Raw genomic sequence first — 17,294 nt, forward strand, 5'->3', positions numbered from 1 at the left:
CTGATTACATATTTCAATTGACTAGCAAGTAATTAAAATAATTTACTCATATAAATCAAAAACAAATTAAATCTATTGTTATTATGATTACACAATTATTTTGGATCATACCAGTCGCATCCGTTGTGGCATTGGTGTTTGCATGGCTCTTCTTTAAGAGCATGATGAAAAGTTCCGAAGGGACAGATAAGATGAAAGAAATCGCCCAACACGTAAGAGATGGTGCAATGGCTTATTTATCCCGACAATATAAAGTTGTAGGAATTGTTTTTCTTGTTTTATTGGTAATCCTTACCATTCTTGCCTATATGGGTGTTCAAAACCCGTTTGTCCCCATCGCTTTCTTAACAGGGGGTTTCTTCTCGGGGCTTTGTGGTTTCCTGGGAATGAAAACCGCCACTTTTGCTTCGGCACGCACGGCACAAGGTGCTTCCGAGTCTTTGAACAAAGGACTTAAGGTGGCTTTCCGAAGCGGTGCCGTAATGGGACTGGTTGTGGTAGGTTTTGGGCTATTGGATATTTCGCTTTGGTATGTACTGTTAACTAAGGTAGTTTATACGGCCGAGCATATGTCTGCCGGTTTACACTTCATGGGCCTCGACTTAGTGCATGCAGGAATGGAAGAGTCGCAAAAATTAATGGAGGTTACTGCTACCATGTTAACCTTTGGAATGGGTGCTTCCACGCAGGCGCTGTTTGCACGTGTAGGTGGTGGCATTTACACCAAGGCTGCCGATGTAGGTGCCGACCTTGTGGGTAAGGTGGAAGCGGGAATCCCTGAGGATGATCCGCGCAACCCGGCCACCATAGCCGATAATGTTGGTGATAACGTTGGTGACGTAGCCGGTATGGGTGCCGACCTTTACGAATCGTATTGTGGTTCTATTTTAGCAACCGCCGCATTGGGAGCCGCCTTAACGGTTAACAATACCGGTGCGGATATGTCAGGAAAAGTAATTGCTCCAATGTTAGTGGCCGCTATTGGCATTGTGCTTTCTATCATTGGTATCTTTATGGTTCAAACCAAGGAAGATGCAACTGCAAAAAGTCTTTTGAACTCATTATTGATAGGTACCGGAGGTAGTTCGGTATTAATTCTGGTCGCCATTGCGGGAATGGCTGCCCTGGATTGGATTTCGTGGGGAATATTTGGTTCAGTTGTTTCTGGTCTTGTTGCCGGTGTTATTATTGGACAAGCTACAGAATATTATACATCCGACGGGTACAAACCAACACAAGGTATAGCCAAGCAGGCACAGCAGGGACCTGCTACCACTATTATTGATGGTGTTGCTGTAGGTATGTATTCAACGTGGATTCCCGTGGTAACTATTGTGGGTGGTATTATTGCTTCCTTCGGTTTTGCGGGTGGCTTCAGTAATTTTGCCGAAGGTGTATACGGAATCGGGTTTGCTGCTGTAGGTATGCTTTCAACTTTAGGAATTACCCTGGCCACGGATGCTTTTGGTCCTATTGCCGATAATGCAGGTGGCAACGCTGAAATGTCAAATCTTCCTAAAGAAGTACGCGAAAGAACAGATGCCCTGGATATGTTGGGAAACACAACGGCTGCCACTGGTAAAGGATTTGCAATCGGTTCTGCTGCCTTAACAGCTATGGCCTTGATGGCCGCTTATATGGAAGAAATTAAAATTTGGCTGAAGCGTGATTTAAAGGAAGGCGAAGTAGTGATTCAGAATTCGATTCAGTTTGTAGAGAACGCTTCAACTCAAGTAGCGGAAGGCGTTAAAGCCGTTGTTATCTCGGAAGCTACCCTAAAAGACTTTTCTACATTCTACGATTTATCATTATTCAACCCAATGTTACTGGCCGGTTTGTTTCTTGGTGCCATGATGGCCTTTGTATTCTGTGCCATGACCATGAAAGCTGTTGGTCGTGCAGCCGGCTCTATGGTAGACGAAGTGCGTCGCCAGTTTAAGGAAATACCAGGAATTCTGGAAGGAACAGGAACTCCCGAATATGCCAAATGTGTGGCTATCTCTACTAAAGGTGCCCAGCGCGAAATGTTGTTGCCATCGCTATTGGCCATTATTGTTCCGATCGTTGTAGGAATCGTATTTGGAGTAGCTGGTGTTATTGGTTTATTAATGGGTGGATTAACCACGGGGTTTACTTTGGCTATCTTCCTGAATAACGCTGGTGGAGCATGGGATAACGCTAAAAAATACATCGAAAAAGGAAACTATGGCGGTAAAGGTAGCGAAGCCCACAAAGCCGGTGTGGTTGGCGATACCGTGGGTGACCCCTTTAAAGATACATCGGGCCCTTCATTAAATATCCTGATCAAATTAATGACCATGGTAAGTGTAGTGATGAGCGGATTGACCGTAGCGTATGCCATCTTCTAAACCTTAAGATACAATAGCTTTTCTGCTATTAAAAAATATTTATCGAACCCCAAATAAGTCTTTAAAAACAGACTCGTTTGGGGTTTTTTCTTTTTGAATCCCTATATAATTTAAAGGGGATTACACAAAATATACTGGATTTCAAACTTCTAATTCACTATATTATATGAGCTAAACCCCCAAAATACATTAGATAATCTATTAAAAAAACAAAATCATCATGGCTAAAGTTATTTTAACCATCATTTTAGGATTGGTAACTGTTTTTGTTTCTGCAAACTCTGGTTTTACGGAGCTCGTGAATGAACTCAAAACCAAGGTTCAAACAGTACAGGTTAAATCGGGGGAGTTTGACCAGGGAATTCAAGAAACCATTCCCGGTATCATTCAGGTCAAAAGCAATTTTATCAATAACAAAGGAGAAAGCAAAACGACCGAGTTCACCATTAATTTGGCCGACATTGATATTTATATGGTCAAAGAAATTACTGTGAAGGATGCCATCCATGTTCAACTTAAAGTTAATGACGGGCAAAAGTTTATCCGGGTAACTTCAGACGGAGAGTTACTGCCTTATGTCAGCACGGCAAAAATTATGGCTAAGGACAAAGATAATGCACGCGAGATCAGCGCCATTATAAAAAAAATGATTCCTCTCGGCAAAGAAATTCTATCCACTAAAATCGACATTCCAAGTTATGAGGATAAAGTTTCATTTTTGCAGGAAGGTGTCACCGAAGTTAACCTCCCGGGTGCCAGTTTCGATCAAAAACTACGAACACTGGAAGGTGTTGCCGGAAATATGTCGCTGGATGTAACGACCACCACAGGCAAGAAAACAGATGATGAGCAATATGTTTTTAATCTGGCCGACATCGAAGAAAATTCGGTGATGATTGACGTTAAGGGAAACAAGGTGCAACTGGTGTTTGAAATGAAGTACAGGAAGAAACTGGTTCACAAGGTAAAAAATGGAAATCAGGTGCCATTTGTTGCCAAAGTCAGTATGCTGGCCAACCAAGTTGATGCAGCACGCGATCTTAGCATCGTACTAAAAAGATGTATACCGCAGGCGCGCACGAAAGTACACGAGAGCTTACCAAGTGTAAGTGAACCAGGGCAGATACTAGATATGATCAACTCCCGTATAGCAGAGTTATCGATAGATGAGAATACATATCTGCAAGCCTTTACCAACAGTTGCTTATCCAATTTTGAAGTAACAGAAAATACGCCTAAGGGGACAACTACATCAAGTTATCAATTCAATTTCTCCGATATTCGCGAACAATCTATTGACTACATTATCAGCGGAACAAAAATGCAAATAGGGTTTTCAACCCTAGCGAATCAAAAGCTTATCCGAAAAGAAAAAGATGGAGAAATTGAAGGATACAGCAATAAGTTAGTGCTGATTTGCAGCAGCAGTTATGACGCAAAAATAATTAGACATTTACTGAAAAAATTGGTTGAAGTTTGTAAAGAACGTCCAAACCGTTTGATCCCTCAAACAAACGCAAAGGAAAAACTTAAATGGCTAATGGATCATATAGTTGAGGTAAACGTAGACAAAAAAACGTATGTGCAAGTATTGATAAAATCGGAAAACGATCCTAAAAAAATTGAGTTCAAACAATTAATTTCCGCTGGTTCCAATGCCACTGAAATGCTTTACGAGTTTAACATGAATGATATCGACAGTAAAAACATAAATTATAACATCACAGGAAAATCATTGTCGGTTGAAGTTAACGCTAACTATAATTCAAAAGTGATAAAAACCTACAAAAATGGTGTAGTGAGCAATTACACCAGTAAAATAAAAATTTACTTTGATGATATTGAAATGGCTAAAAATTGTATGTTGGCTTTTCAGGAGATCATCGAAGAATCAGAATAAGCCCAAACGGCCGATGGCCAGGCGCAGCCAGGGACTGGATGATGCAATAGATATACTGCCTGCTATTCTTCAGGTAGCTTAAAGCAATAATGATGGAGATTATCACGTAAAAAGAGGATAAGAATTGTATCTTGTAATGTCCAATTGGATCAATAACACCTGTTGCCTTATTAAATGCCCATAATATAAATAATATGAAAAAACCTACTTTTACAGACATTGAGGACGCCTATGTCCGTATCCAGCCTTATATCCATTTCACCCCTGTTTTAACGAGTGCCTCTATTAACAAAATAACAGGAGCAGAGATTTTTTTTAAATGCGAGAATTTTCAGAAAGCCGGTGCTTTTAAGTTTAGGGGAGCTTGCAATGCTGTTTTTTCCTTAAGCAAAGAACAGATTGCCAACGGAGTTGGAACGCATTCCTCAGGCAATCATGCTGCGGCTTTGGCATTGGCCTCCAAACTTCGCGAGGCACATGCCTATATTGTGATGCCCAAAAACTCTCCCGAAATAAAAAAGAAGGCGGTAGGCAGCTATGGCGGGGTAATCACGTTTTGCGAACCTACACTACAATCGCGCGAGCAAACATTGGAAAAAATATTGGAAGAGTCAGGTGCCATAATGGTTCATCCCTACAACCAGAAAGAAATAATTGCAGGACAAGGTACATGTGCCTTGGAATTCATGCAACAACAAAACGATTTAGACGCCATCGTTGCGCCAGTGGGCGGTGGAGGTCTCTTAAGTGGCACTTCTATTGCGGCCAAATATATTAATCCTGATATTGAGGTTATCGGGGCAGAACCCGAAGGCGCCGACGATGCTTCCCAGTCCTTTCTGAACAAGCAACGCATGCCGTCTATCAAGCCCAACACCATTGCCGACGGGCTGTTAACAGCACTCGGTGAGCTTACCTTTGAAATCATTATTAAAAATGTCGATGATATCATCACCACTCCCGATAGTTCTACGATTAAGGCGATGCGATTAATATGGGAACGCATGAAAATAATTGTTGAACCTTCCAGCGCAGTAGCCTTGGCCGTTATCATGGACAACAAAGAGGCTTTTAAAGGGAAAAAAGTGGGCGTTATCTTAACGGGCGGGAATGTGGATCTGGCAAAATTGCCATTTTAGGTTTCCCGTAAATGGTTTCCCACAGATGAACGCATGGTTGAACGCTGAGTTCCACTGATTTTTTTTCTGCGAGACTCCGCGATCTTATTTGCCGAACTCTGCGCGAAAAAGTCATGGGTTGCTTTTAAGTGCTTTATACAAATCCCTTTTCGTATAAAAATCATAAATGATTGTGCCTATCCGGGTTTGCTACAAAATACTTTAAAAGACGTATAGAACGAAATAACCTTCAGTTATGGGCTATTTCTCAATGTTAAATAAAAATAAATCATTTATCATAGGTGTCTGGTAAACCTTTTTTGATTAACTCTCTAACCCAATGTTTACAGGGTGTTGAGAGATTTTTAATTAGTGTAGGGCTTACATCCGCTTCAAAGAATTTCTGTGAATAAAATCAGGTTAGCTGGCGTTAAAAAATCTGGGTTGTTTGAGCGCAGCGAGTTTCCGGATTTTAGCCAACTAGTCTGATTTTTAGTAAATTATCTGCAGCGGCGGTCTTTTTTTCTTACTTTTTGGGGCTGTAGCCATAAAGTAAGAGCCTGTGCGGCTAGAGCGCTAAATTAAAATGAATTGTTTCACCGGACAATAGTGATCATTTATATTTTATATTTAAAACCAATACTAAATGATCTTCCTGGGTTATACCGCTTAAACGTCTGATCTTTTGCCTTATAAGATTTAAATATTTCTTCCACCTCATTTCCAAGAATATTGGAAGCTTTAAACTCTACCAGCATTCTTTTTTGTGCGCCAATTTTTTTATTTAAACTGAAATTCAGACTATGGAAAGGTTTCGTATAAACGTCCGGAAATACGCCACCACCTACAAGTGTAAGCGTTTCTCCCTTAACATTGTAGAACAACCCAACATCCAGTCCTGATTCTTGCTTACCGTAAACAATACCTGCATTAACCACATAGGATGCCTGCCCTGCCATAACACGGTTATTATCTATTGATTGACCATCCCTTGCCTGTCCTTTTCTTGAATCGAGTTCCGTATCGGTCATTTCAATTTTTGAATCAACCATGGTAACGTTACCATTTACGTTTATATTATTCAATGTCAGAAAATCTAAATTTTTCCTGAATTCGAATTCAATACCGAATAGCTGACCGTCTCCAACATTTCTGGGCTGATATTCTGTACTTGTTTGTTGTTCAGGTATACGTACCAGTTCAATTGGGTCTGTAAAAGACTTATAAAATCCACTAAGAGAGACCATCTGACCTTTACGCATAAACAACTCCCATCTAAGATCAGCATTATTGATATACGTTGAAACCAGGTTTCCGTCCCAATCGCCATACGCATGCAAACCACCATTAAATATACTATTAGAGATAGGATCAATGATTTGTGCATATGAAAGTTCCTTAAAAGATGGTCGAGCAGTTGTCCTGGAATAAGCCATTCTCAAGTTCTGCTCATCAGTTATCGAATAAATAAAGTTTAACGAAGGAAATAAATCAAACGAATCCAATACCTTTTCATTAGCCAATACGTTACCATTGGAAGATCCCCTTGCTCCTGCCTGATCCCGACCAGTATGATGTAACGTAAAGCTCTCAACACGCAAGCCTATGGTTGTTGTAAGCTTTGGTAACACTTTAAACTCGTTAGACGCATAAAACGCCATATTGCTTGCATTGGACTCGTACTCATTGGCATTGGGGTTGCTATAATCCGTTTGATAATATAACAAGTGCCCATTAGGATACATGTTTTCCGGCAACAACACCTGATTTGCATCTGAGGTTGGCCAACTCGTATTTCCTCCAAAAGTAACTATATCAAACTTGACTATCTCGTAGCTCCTGTTTTTATAGGTATAACTGGCACCAAACTTAACTTTTGCGTCTAAGCCTTTAAACGTATACTTTTTAGTAACATCAACTTTATTACTGAGGTTAATTTCGTTAAGTGCCCTCCAAATTCTGGATGGGTTACCGCCTTCACCTGCACTAAACTCAAATCCATCCCCAACTATCGAGAATGGCGTTTTACGGATGTCCGGATCTTCAGATCTAGATAACGTGGGGGATACTCTCCAATCCAATTCCCAACCTTTTTCATTCAATACATGTGTGCCGTTTAATATGGCATTGGATAAAGAGCGTTGATTATACTCAAGGTTATGCGTTTTAGCCAAATAACCTGATTGACCAATTGCTTCTGGATTATTATCTACGTGAAAAAAACCTGCTTTGCTTTCTCCACTTTGAAGATGCATGGCCGTAAATCGAAATTTTGATACATTAGTTTTATAGGCTACACCACCAAGCAATCCAATTAATACCTCTTGCTCCCCCAAATCGCCGGTTCGAACTGTTGAGTATACAAGTTCGTTCACATTTGGCTCTTTATTAAGTTGATATTCTCCATATTCTCTATCCTCGTAAAACCTATTTTTACTTTTATAGGAAGCAGAGAACACATAACCCAGTTTGGGTGATTTTTCTTGACGCTTTTCATTACTTGGCGCAAGATCAACTTGATTACCAAGGGTCAGCCCTAAACTAAAATCCATTAAGCTCGTTTCCTTTGTCGCACCTAGTTCCGGATCGAAACTGTTGATAAAACGTGTTACCTCTTGCGAACCGTGTCCTGAAATTGGTGAAGGTATATTTTCAACCCTGGCTCCTGTTGGCATGGACCTCGTTCCATCATCCAATCCTAAAAAGTCCAGATCACCACCCTCATAACTCAGGTTATTCGAATTGAAATGCATATCGGGATTATAAGAAGAACCAACGGAGACACTAAAGATCTTTCTTTCAGGAAAATCCTTGGTTTCCACGTTCATAATACCCCCGGTAAAGTCCGCAGGCAGGTCCGCCGTAAAGTTTTTGCTGACCACCATATTGTTGATCAAGTGGGTAGGAAAGATATCCATTTGTATTGAATTCCGATCCGGATCCAACCCGGGAATTTCCATCCCATTTAATGTAGTTTTTGAATAACGGTCTCCCAAACCCCTAACGTAAACATACTTCCCGTCCTGAATGGATACACCCGTAATACGTTTTGCTGCTTCAACAGCGGTTGCGTCGCCAATCAATTGAATTTTACCAGCAGAAATCCCGTCCAGCATAACGGTTGATTTCTTTTTCATAGTCTGCAATGCCGTTTCTGTTGTCCGAATCACCTTCGCTTTAACAACAACCTCTTCAATATCCTGTATGTTTTGGCCTAATCGCACATCTCCGATTACGGTAACATCATTTTCTTTTACCTGAACCTCCTCTATTACTGTGGTTTCATATGAAATATATGATACCTGAACATCATATGTCCCTTCCGGAATATCTATCGAGAACCTCCCATCAAGATCTGTAATGTTTCCTGTAGTTGTTCCCTTAATAAAAACGGTAACACCTACCAACGTTTCCCCGGTAGCATCCTCAATAACCGTACCTCTTATCTTTCCGTTTTGAGCCTGGGATAACATGGATACAAATACGAAAAAAACAATCCATAAATTCTTCACTTTGACCTCCTAAAAATTAAATAATAACAGACCCGAACCTGAAATTACGGGCCTGTTTAATGATTAGTATTTGATGTTCTTCATAAAAGAACCCATATTAAAATTTACCAGCTTGAGAAGCCCAGGTCCATGAAAGAACCGCTTCATTCGTTGTTTCAGTAGTACCAGCCATTACCGACGCAGGTACAGTTCCATCAACGTGATCGGCCAGGTTAGCAGCATCAACATCAATATAGATGTTGGCCAAAGTTACTGCAGCAGCACTAACAGAGTTACTGTTAATCTTCTGATCAATGACTTCTGTAAAGAACAGGTTGCTTAAGTTAACCATTGAGTTAGCGTCGGTGTTGATTAAATCTTTACATTTTGTATCGGCATCTACTGAAGCAATGATAGTACCGTTAGTGATATTGTGTGTTCCTTCGGCAGTTCCTTCTGGCCCGTCTAATTCGAAAGCATGTCCGGCAGGAGTAATAACCACGAAGTTGTCCAAAGTGCCAGTCCAAGCCTGATCTGTATCGATACCGTCGTCACCCACATTCCATACCACCACGTTAGACACGTTTACAGATCCACCGAACCACTCGATACCATCGTCCTGGTTAGAAACGATTTCGATGTTTGAGATCGTTGTTCCAGTGCCAACACCGCCTAAAGAAAGCCCGTTGATTTCGTTCCCCGAACCAATGTTAGTACCTCCGTGACGGATAGACACATATTGGAACTTACCTGAGTTGTCAGCCGCGTCAGAACCACCATATAAACCGTTTGTATCTGAAGTTGGAATTCCTTCAATCTGAACTTCAGAGATATCTGCGTCACTATCGTTAGAAGCAGAGATAGGAGCATTACCCAAAATGATAACACCACCCCATAGACCGTTAACTGTTGGTTCCAGGTTAGGCGATACAAAATTTCCCGTGGCAACTTGTTCAGGCGAAATTTCATCGGCAACTGAAGTAAAAATAATTGGCAAAACCGCAGTACCAACCGCATCAATCATACCTCCGCGAGCAACTACCAACGCTGTTGCATTAGAACCGGTTCCTGCTTCACCTTTAATCACTGTGCCGGGCTCAATGGTTAACGTAGCGCCGGCTTCAACAGCAATCCTACCACCTAACTGATAAACTTTATCAGCTGACCAAGTCGTATTTTCTGTAATATTGTCAACAATTACGATATTATCAGTTTGTACTTCAATCATATTGCTGTCATCATCATCACTACAAGCAGTTAACAAAGCCGCAACTGCCAATCCGAATAATAAAACCGTCTTTTTCATTTTAAAAGATATTTAAATATTAGTTTTTCATATTTACCCATCACGCGCTCTAGTCTGTGTGAGTTTTAATTTCGACAGCAAAAATATGTTGCTATGTTGGGCAATCCGATAAGTAAATATTAAGGGTATATGAAGTATAGGTTAATGTTAAGACAGCATTAAACAACAATATATGTGAGACTTAGGTAGGTTTTTATTTTGTTTTTTATTATTCACGATTTTACCACATAACATTTTGTTAACCTTGCGATAATGTTGTTTGCCCATGGGTGACTAAACAGGTAATTTCAAGGCATTTTTTACACGTTCAATAAGAATTAAAAGCAGGGTATACCTATACTTAGCATAATATCCCAATGCGCATAACAAGCTTACATACTGCGCCAAATGAATACCATCTTGGGATTTTTCATGCTACCAGAACATAACCACTTTCCCATAATCCGTATTCAGAAACTTCAATAAAACTTAAGTGTAAAAAAGAAGGCAGGGATTGCTGCTATCGCGTTTTAATTTAGTAGAATGACTACGCTTACTTGGAATAATTTGCATGGAAGTCGCGGTGCGACTTTAATAAGTTTATGGTATATAAAATCAAATTTTTTGATTCGGCATAACACTCCAGCAACAGCATACTTGACCTGGTTTTGCCCACACCTTCCATAATTCGTTTGATCTGCTTTATACGCAGTTCCTCAATCAAATCAACAATATACTTTTGTTTTTCGACCATTTCCGGCACCGAATCAAACTTTTGTTCCTTTTCGATATGCGCCAGGTAATTGAAAAAACCGGTTACCTCTTCTAACAAAAGTAAGGCATCCTCCTTTTGACTATTAGAAAGTCCTTTGTGCTGGTTGTCGATATGGTTGTAGATGGGCACTGCAATCTGTTTTAAAGTGCTGGAAAGCTCCCCCAAGTAGTCGATAGCCTGAACAAAATAATGGCCTGAATCAAAATCATCCGCATCCAAATTCGAAAAATTTTCGAACAAATCTTCCTTAATGGATTTCGAAACTTTCTGCAGGTATTTTGTTTTTTCACAGGTTTCGCGGAGCTGTTTAACATTTTCATCTACAAATCCTTGTATAATGAGGATATAAATCTTGGAAGTCTCGAGAATATGTTTCCTGATCCGTTCACTTCCCAACCCCACCATGTTTTCTTTGTCATTCTCAATTTGCTGGTTCCTTTCATGTTTTAATTCTTTTTGCTGCAATCTCGTTTTTTTGTGGTAAGTATTGGTTATATAAATTACGTAAGGTACTGCGAGCAAAAGTAAACCGATGGCATATATGTTGCCCCACCAAACAAACAGAGTTATGATAAATGCTCCAACAAAGCCTACGCTGGCCGTAATAAACCAACCGCCCAAGACCGATAGCACCCCGGATATCCGGTATACCGCACTTTCTCTTCCCCACGCCTGATCGGCCAATGATGTTCCCATGGCAACCATAAAAACAACAAAGGTTGTGGACAAAGGAAACCTAAAATAAGTACCCATAATAATCAGAACACTCGCCACCACTAAATTCACACATGCCCTCACCGTATCGAAAAAAACGGGTGTTTCTAAATTATCTGTAGCCTTGGATGTTTCTTCCCGCTTATATCTTTCCGAGAAGAAATTTGTAATTTTTCCGGGCATCATATTCCGCAGATAATTGTATACCCTTAAAAAGTTTCTTACTAAATGTTTTGAAAGCTGAGATGGTTCAAAAGATTCTTGTCCCGACTCTTGTTTACCCAGATATAACTCGGTATTTGTTACGGTTCGGGCTTTCTTTGAATAAAAAAGTGTTATGGCCATGATGAGTCCCGAGACTACATATATTAACCGATACGTACCGCTTTCCCACACAGTGTTTGCCTGCATACCATCGCCCCATATATCCATTAAAAACCGGCTGGAATCTGTTTCTTGCGAACCGGAAAAAACATTAAATCCCTGAAGGGCCGACAACGGAACACCTATAAAATTAACCAGGTCGTTAGTTGCAAAAGAAAAAGCCAGGGCAAAGGTCCCGCAAAAAACAACAAACCTGGGAATCTCCACATGAAAAACGAAAGTAAGAAAAACAAACACAGATAGGGATAGCATGAAAAAACCGCCCAACACTATTGCCAAATTTCGATGAGCGAGATCAACAATAATTCCTGTGCGTATATTTGTTAAGGCTATGTCGTTTTTAATCAACAAAAATGCAATGGCCGTTAACGAGACAGCACCCCCAATAGAAAACAAGAATTTAAAGCGTTTTTTATAATTAAAGGTAAAAATTACACGGACAATAAACTGGACAATCGCTCCAATGACAAATGCAAAGAATATGGATATAACTATCCCGGCCAGAATAATAAAGACTCTTTGGGTATTGATAAGATCGTCTACAATAAGATGATCCGGATTATCCCCTCCTATAATAATAAGCCCCATAGCTAAGGCGGCACCAAGCATTTCAAATACTATGGCTATTGTGGTAGAAGTAGGAAAACCAAAGGTATTAAACAAATCCACCAACAAAATATCGGTTATCATTACAGCCACAAATACGATGAGCAACTGATTTAAATAAAAATTCTCCGGGTAAAAAACGCCTTTCCTGGCCACCTCCATCATCCCTCCCGAGAATCCCGCACCGATTAATAATCCTGCACCAGCCACCAAATAAATAAACCGTCTATTGGCTACCTTAGAGCCCATTGCCGCGTGTAAAAAGTTGACCGCGTCATTAGATACCCCGACCACCAGGTCGACAACGCCCAACAGCAACAAAATCACGATGATAAGGTATAGGTACTCCATCTATCTAATCAAAATTATGTGCAAATATAATGGTGTAATTGAATAAAACTACCACCATTTTAGCAAATAAACACAGCTTTAATGATTTAATAACATTAAGAAATATAACCTGATATAAAATTAAATTTACTTTTATGCCAGATCAGCATTTCATGTTACATTTGCCTGCAATAAATATGTTTGGAGAGTTCTTAACAAGGAACCCAAAGTCTCTTTTTCCCATATAATAGAGTGTATGAAAAACATTACATCCAAAAAATTAATCGCCCTTTCCACGTCTATTTATTTTTTCCTTACGATATCTTTCTTCCTCGTAAACTATTTTTCACCTGACATCATTGTATCGTTGATTATTTCCATCCTGGCCTTACTACTGATATATGGTTTTTATGCCGGGTATTTTATCAACCGCTTTATTAAATCCAAGGTTAATCCCATTTACAAAACAATCCACCATTTTAAACCATCTGTTTTAGGTTTGGCACCTGATAATGACAAAGATCCTTTTACGGAAGTAAATCGCGAAGTGGCCACCTGGATGCAAGGCAAAACAAAGGAGATACAACAACTTAGGCAAATGGAGAAATATAGGAAAGAATTTTTAGGGAATGTATCGCACGAATTAAAAACCCCCATATTCAACATTCAAGGCTATATATTAACCCTGCTTGATGGTGGAATTGAAGACAAAGATATTAACATGCTATATTTACATCGGACCGAAAAAAGCATTGACCGAATGATCACCATCATCGAAGATCTTGAATCCATTTCGAAACTGGAAGCTGGCGAATTAGAGATAGACCTGGAGGAGTTTAACCTGTTTCAGCTTATTGAAGATGTGTTTGACCTTCAGGAGATACGCGCAACCCATAAAAACATCGAGCTCAAACTTAATAAATCCGGTGAAAAACAATTAATGGTGATGGGCGACAAGCAACGTCTTTTTCAGGTTTTCAGTAACCTGGTGGTCAACTCCATCAACTACGGCAAACTAGGCGGCAAAACTACTGTTAATTTTTACGATATGGATAATCGTTATTTAATTGAAATAAAAGACAATGGAATTGGGATAAAACAATCCGATCTACCCAGGATTTTCGAGCGGTTTTACAGAGCCGATAAAAGCAGATCTCGCGAACAGGGAGGAACAGGATTAGGCCTGGCCATTGTAAAACACCTGATCGAAGCACATAATCAAACCATTAATGTTACCAGCACCTACGGAAGCGGAACCAGTTTCACCATCACGTTGGATAAGGGTAAACATTAGTAAATCATTCACGCGAAAGGCTTGAAGTTAAGATTATATAACAATATATTTACAATCACATAACAAACAGAAAGTGTTAAATTAAATCATTTACGTAACTTTCCGCCCAAATCCAAACGCTGTAAAAATGATAGAAGCAGATAATTTCAAGGTCTTATTGGTAGATGACGAACCGGACATTTTAGAGTTTGTCAGTTACAACTTAAAAAAAGAAGGTTTTCAGGTAATTACTTCTCAAAACGGTAGCGAAGCCATAGAAATTGCTAAAAAAGAACTTCCCCAACTAATTATTCTCGATGTGATGATGCCCGAGATGGACGGCATTGAAACCTGTGAGGAAATAAAAAGAATCCCTCTTCTAAAAAATAGTATTGTGGCGTTTTTAACGGCAAGAAGCGAGGACTATTCTCAAATTGCCGGTTTCGATGCAGGTGCCGATGACTACATATCGAAACCCATTAAACCCAAAGTGCTTATTTCAAGGGTAAAAGCTTTATTAAAAAGATATAACCCAGATACCGGCAAGGCACCCGAGGAGAAATCAGATGTGATCATGATTGGCGATTTGGTTATTGACCGCGAAAAATACATTATCGTAAACAAGGGGGATGAGCTCGTATTGCCTAAAAAGGAATTTGAATTATTGATGTTGCTGGCTTCAAAGCCTGATAAAGTATTTACCAGAGACGAGATATATAATTCTGTCTGGGGCGACAGTATTATTGTTGGAGACAGAACCATCGATGTGCATATTAGAAAGGTTAGGGAAAAAATTGGCCAGAACCATATTAAAACTATCAAAGGGGTTGGTTACAAATTTGTTGAATAGTATTCCATGGCAAATTAAAAATACACAGGGAAACCCAACGGTTTCTCTTTTTTTTTGTCCTACCTTTAAAAAAGATGTAAATTAGCCTATATCAAAATATATTTTCTATTTTAGAAGCGTTAAACAAATGTACCATGACAAATAAACTGTTAATAATACTCATGATTTTTGCTGTTGGCGTATTCAGCTGTGGCAAAAAGAAGGAACAGCCCAAAAAAGAAGTTAAACGCGAAGTGGTAAAACCTGCGGTAGCTAAAAAAGATACCGTTCCTCCGGCGCCAAAACCTAAACCGGTGGTTGAAAAGCCAGAAAATAAATATTTTTTAATAGCTGCCAGCTTTAAGAAAGAAGCTAACGCTATTTCGTTTAAGAACAGCCTGATAGAGCAGGGTTTCGATGCCGAGGTAATTGTTAGAAACACTGGTAAAAACAAGGATTTTTACAAGGTTTCGTACAAAGGTTTCTCCGATAAAAATGAAGCTTACAGGGAACTGAGAAGTGAAAAAAACAAGCCTGATCACGAGGATGTTTGGCTGCTTATTAAAAAATAAACGTATATGAAATTACTGTTTTTTGCTTACTGATAACTGTGAGCTGATCAGTTCTTTCATATTGGGTACCCACTGATCCGGAAATTCTACGAGCCAGGATTCAATTCCCAAACTTTTTGCCGTCTGTACATTTGCAAGCCCGTCATCCAGAAACAGCGTTTCCTCCGCTTTAATATTGGCATCGCGCAATACTTCTTCAAAAATGTCCTTGTTGGGCTTGCTCATATTTAATTCGTAACTGTAATAAACCTTATCGAATAAATTACTTAACGTGCCAACTATAGGAACCCTATTTGCGCATGCCTCAATATGTAATTCATTGGTGTTGCTCAATAAAAAAACGTTGTGTGTTTCCTTTAATTTTATGATCGTTGTAATCCTTTCTTCTTTATAGTCGCCTATAATCGCATTCCAGGCACTTATAACATCTTTATCACTTACATTAGGGTTCATATGTGCTTTTATTCCATTAACAAAGTCATCGGCCGATATTTTTCCCACCTCGAAATCATGAAATATTCCACTTTGTTTGTATTTACCGATAAAATCACCTCCCCGTTCAAAACCAAGTTTACGAAAACGTTCCAAAGTGATATTCAAGTCTATATCCACAACCACGTTGCCTAAATCGAATATGATATTCTTCTTACTTTCCAGATTAGTCATAAATTCTTAAAAATGTATTTGAATTATTCAGATAACTTACTATTTTTGCATCCGCAATATACAAAACGCTTTTTGTATAACAATGCCGGGCCTAGCTCAGTCCCGATAAACAAGAAAATATCCTCGATAGTTTATCGAGGATGCTCGAAAAACTAACAAAACACAGTTTTAAGTTTTTCGGCATTGGTTAGAGCACCTGACTTCCCGATAGCTATCGGGACAGGTGGTTGAAAAAGACAAAAAATAATATTGCACCCAAAAGGGCCTATAGCTCAGTTGGTTAGAGCACCTGACTCATAATCAGGTGGTCCCTGGTTCGAGCCCAGGTGGGCCCACTGGAACAAAGCCTCTTACGAAAGTAAGAGGCTTTTTATTTACTACTACAGTACGTTTCCCAGATAAAATAATCATTCATACGGCAAACACCGTTATACCGCCAAAGCTAAGGATTGGGAATTATTTTCATCTATCAATCTTGAAGATTACGCACATGCAATCCGTATTGAAAGGAAGATAAAATCGATGAAGAGTACCGCATATATAAACAACCTGAAAAAATACCAAGAAATGAGAAATAACCTCATCCAACAAACAAGCACCTGACTCCCCCGATGGCTATCGGGGCAGGTGGTCCCTGGTTCGAGCCCAGGTGGGCCCACTGGAACAAAGCCTCTTACGAAAGTAGGAGGCTTTTTTTATATACTACTATGTACGTTTCCCAGATAAAAAATTAGATACACTGCAAATTGAAGGTAAGGTTAAGAAGTTGTAACTTGATAGCTTTAGCATATAAATTATGTCAGCATCTTGTTATATTCTCTTTAGTGCTTCTTTAGACAGGTTTTATATCGGTGTTACCCAACATAATGTAGCATCAAGAATCCTTAAGCACAATAATCATTCATACGGGAAACACCGTTATACCGCCAAAGCTAAGGATTGGGAATTGTTTTTATCTATCAATCTTGAAGATTACGCACAT

At 39.5% G+C, this 17,294-nt stretch carries 11 protein-coding genes and 1 tRNA gene; 8 read left to right on the forward strand and 4 right to left on the reverse strand.

Annotated elements, in window-relative coordinates:
• The first annotated feature begins 83 nt into the window (after positions 1-83).
• The 3 genes from ACRD64_RS08955 (at position 84) to ACRD64_RS08965 (ending at position 5,408) form a co-directional block, all read left to right on the forward strand.
• Positions 84-2,369, forward strand: a complete 2,286-nt coding sequence (locus ACRD64_RS08955; protein WP_430932972.1) for a sodium-translocating pyrophosphatase — start codon at positions 84-86, stop codon at positions 2,367-2,369.
• Between the two features lie 220 nt (positions 2,370-2,589).
• Positions 2,590-4,269 (forward strand): hypothetical protein, encoded by a 1,680-nt coding sequence (locus ACRD64_RS08960; protein WP_430932973.1) that lies wholly within the window; start codon positions 2,590-2,592, stop codon positions 4,267-4,269.
• A gap of 194 nt (positions 4,270-4,463) precedes the next feature.
• A complete protein-coding gene (locus tag ACRD64_RS08965; RefSeq protein ID WP_430932974.1) occupies positions 4,464-5,408 on the forward strand; it encodes a pyridoxal-phosphate dependent enzyme in 945 nt (314 codons plus the stop codon).
• Between the two features lie 596 nt (positions 5,409-6,004).
• On the opposite strand, the gene ACRD64_RS08970 is transcribed toward ACRD64_RS08965, so the two are convergent.
• The 3 genes from ACRD64_RS08970 to ACRD64_RS08980 form a co-directional block, all read right to left on the reverse strand.
• On the reverse strand, positions 6,005-8,899 hold the full coding sequence (locus tag ACRD64_RS08970) for a TonB-dependent receptor domain-containing protein (protein WP_430932975.1): 2,895 nt from the start codon (positions 8,897-8,899) through the stop codon (positions 6,005-6,007).
• Between the two features lie 97 nt (positions 8,900-8,996).
• Positions 8,997-10,184, reverse strand: coding sequence for a hypothetical protein (locus ACRD64_RS08975; protein WP_430932977.1), 1,188 nt, complete (start codon positions 10,182-10,184; stop codon positions 8,997-8,999).
• Positions 10,185-10,716: 532 nt separating this feature from the next.
• A complete protein-coding gene (locus ACRD64_RS08980; protein ID WP_430932978.1) occupies positions 10,717-12,993 on the reverse strand; it encodes an inorganic phosphate transporter in 2,277 nt (758 codons plus the stop codon).
• A gap of 235 nt (positions 12,994-13,228) precedes the next feature.
• Here ACRD64_RS08980 and ACRD64_RS08985 point away from each other — a divergent pair, with 235 nt between their 5' ends.
• The 3 genes from ACRD64_RS08985 to ACRD64_RS08995 all read left to right on the forward strand — a co-directional run bounded on the left by ACRD64_RS08985 (position 13,229) and on the right by ACRD64_RS08995 (position 15,646).
• Entirely contained in the window at positions 13,229-14,266 is a 1,038-nt protein-coding gene (locus ACRD64_RS08985; protein ID WP_430932979.1) for a sensor histidine kinase, read from the forward strand.
• 127 nt (positions 14,267-14,393) lie between these two features.
• Positions 14,394-15,095 carry a response regulator transcription factor gene (locus ACRD64_RS08990; RefSeq protein ID WP_430932980.1) on the forward strand — a complete coding sequence of 234 codons (702 nt, stop codon included), beginning with the start codon at positions 14,394-14,396 and terminating at the stop codon, positions 15,093-15,095.
• 134 nt (positions 15,096-15,229) lie between these two features.
• The gene (locus ACRD64_RS08995) at positions 15,230-15,646 is read left to right on the forward strand and encodes an SPOR domain-containing protein (RefSeq protein WP_430932981.1); all 417 of its coding nucleotides are present in this window, start codon (positions 15,230-15,232) and stop codon (positions 15,644-15,646) included.
• A gap of 12 nt (positions 15,647-15,658) precedes the next feature.
• Here ACRD64_RS08995 and ACRD64_RS09000 read toward each other — a convergent pair whose 3' ends face one another.
• Positions 15,659-16,312, reverse strand: coding sequence for an HAD family hydrolase (locus tag ACRD64_RS09000; protein ID WP_430932983.1), 654 nt, complete (start codon positions 16,310-16,312; stop codon positions 15,659-15,661).
• A 261-nt stretch (positions 16,313-16,573) separates the two neighbouring features.
• Between ACRD64_RS09000 and ACRD64_RS09005 the strand changes: the two genes are divergently transcribed.
• Both ACRD64_RS09005 and ACRD64_RS09010 read left to right on the forward strand, forming a co-directional pair.
• Positions 16,574-16,647 (forward strand) — tRNA-Ile (locus tag ACRD64_RS09005).
• A gap of 461 nt (positions 16,648-17,108) precedes the next feature.
• Positions 17,109-17,294 (forward strand): GIY-YIG nuclease family protein (locus tag ACRD64_RS09010; protein ID WP_430932984.1); only part of this gene is annotated, 186 nt, incomplete at its 3' end.

The sequence above is a fragment of the Saccharicrinis sp. 156 genome, from assembly GCF_050589685.1.
GTDB lineage: Bacteria > Bacteroidota > Bacteroidia > Bacteroidales > Marinilabiliaceae > Saccharicrinis.

What these genes read in the sequence shown, in the direction of transcription:
- ACRD64_RS08955 (WP_430932972.1), top strand. Translation starts at nt 84, where the DNA reads ATGATTACACAATTATTTTGGATCATACCAGTCGCATCCGTTGTGGCA.
- ACRD64_RS08960 (WP_430932973.1), top strand. Translation starts at nt 2,590, where the DNA reads ATGGCTAAAGTTATTTTAACCATCATTTTAGGATTGGTAACTGTTTTT.
- ACRD64_RS08965 (WP_430932974.1), top strand. Translation starts at nt 4,464, where the DNA reads ATGAAAAAACCTACTTTTACAGACATTGAGGACGCCTATGTCCGTATC.
- ACRD64_RS08975 (WP_430932977.1), bottom strand. Translation starts at nt 10,184, where the DNA reads ATGAAAAAGACGGTTTTATTATTCGGATTGGCAGTTGCGGCTTTGTTA.
- ACRD64_RS08980 (WP_430932978.1), bottom strand. Translation starts at nt 12,993, where the DNA reads ATGGAGTACCTATACCTTATCATCGTGATTTTGTTGCTGTTGGGCGTT.
- ACRD64_RS08985 (WP_430932979.1), top strand. Translation starts at nt 13,229, where the DNA reads ATGAAAAACATTACATCCAAAAAATTAATCGCCCTTTCCACGTCTATT.
- ACRD64_RS08990 (WP_430932980.1), top strand. Translation starts at nt 14,394, where the DNA reads ATGATAGAAGCAGATAATTTCAAGGTCTTATTGGTAGATGACGAACCG.
- ACRD64_RS08995 (WP_430932981.1), top strand. Translation starts at nt 15,230, where the DNA reads ATGACAAATAAACTGTTAATAATACTCATGATTTTTGCTGTTGGCGTA.
- ACRD64_RS09000 (WP_430932983.1), bottom strand. Translation starts at nt 16,312, where the DNA reads ATGACTAATCTGGAAAGTAAGAAGAATATCATATTCGATTTAGGCAAC.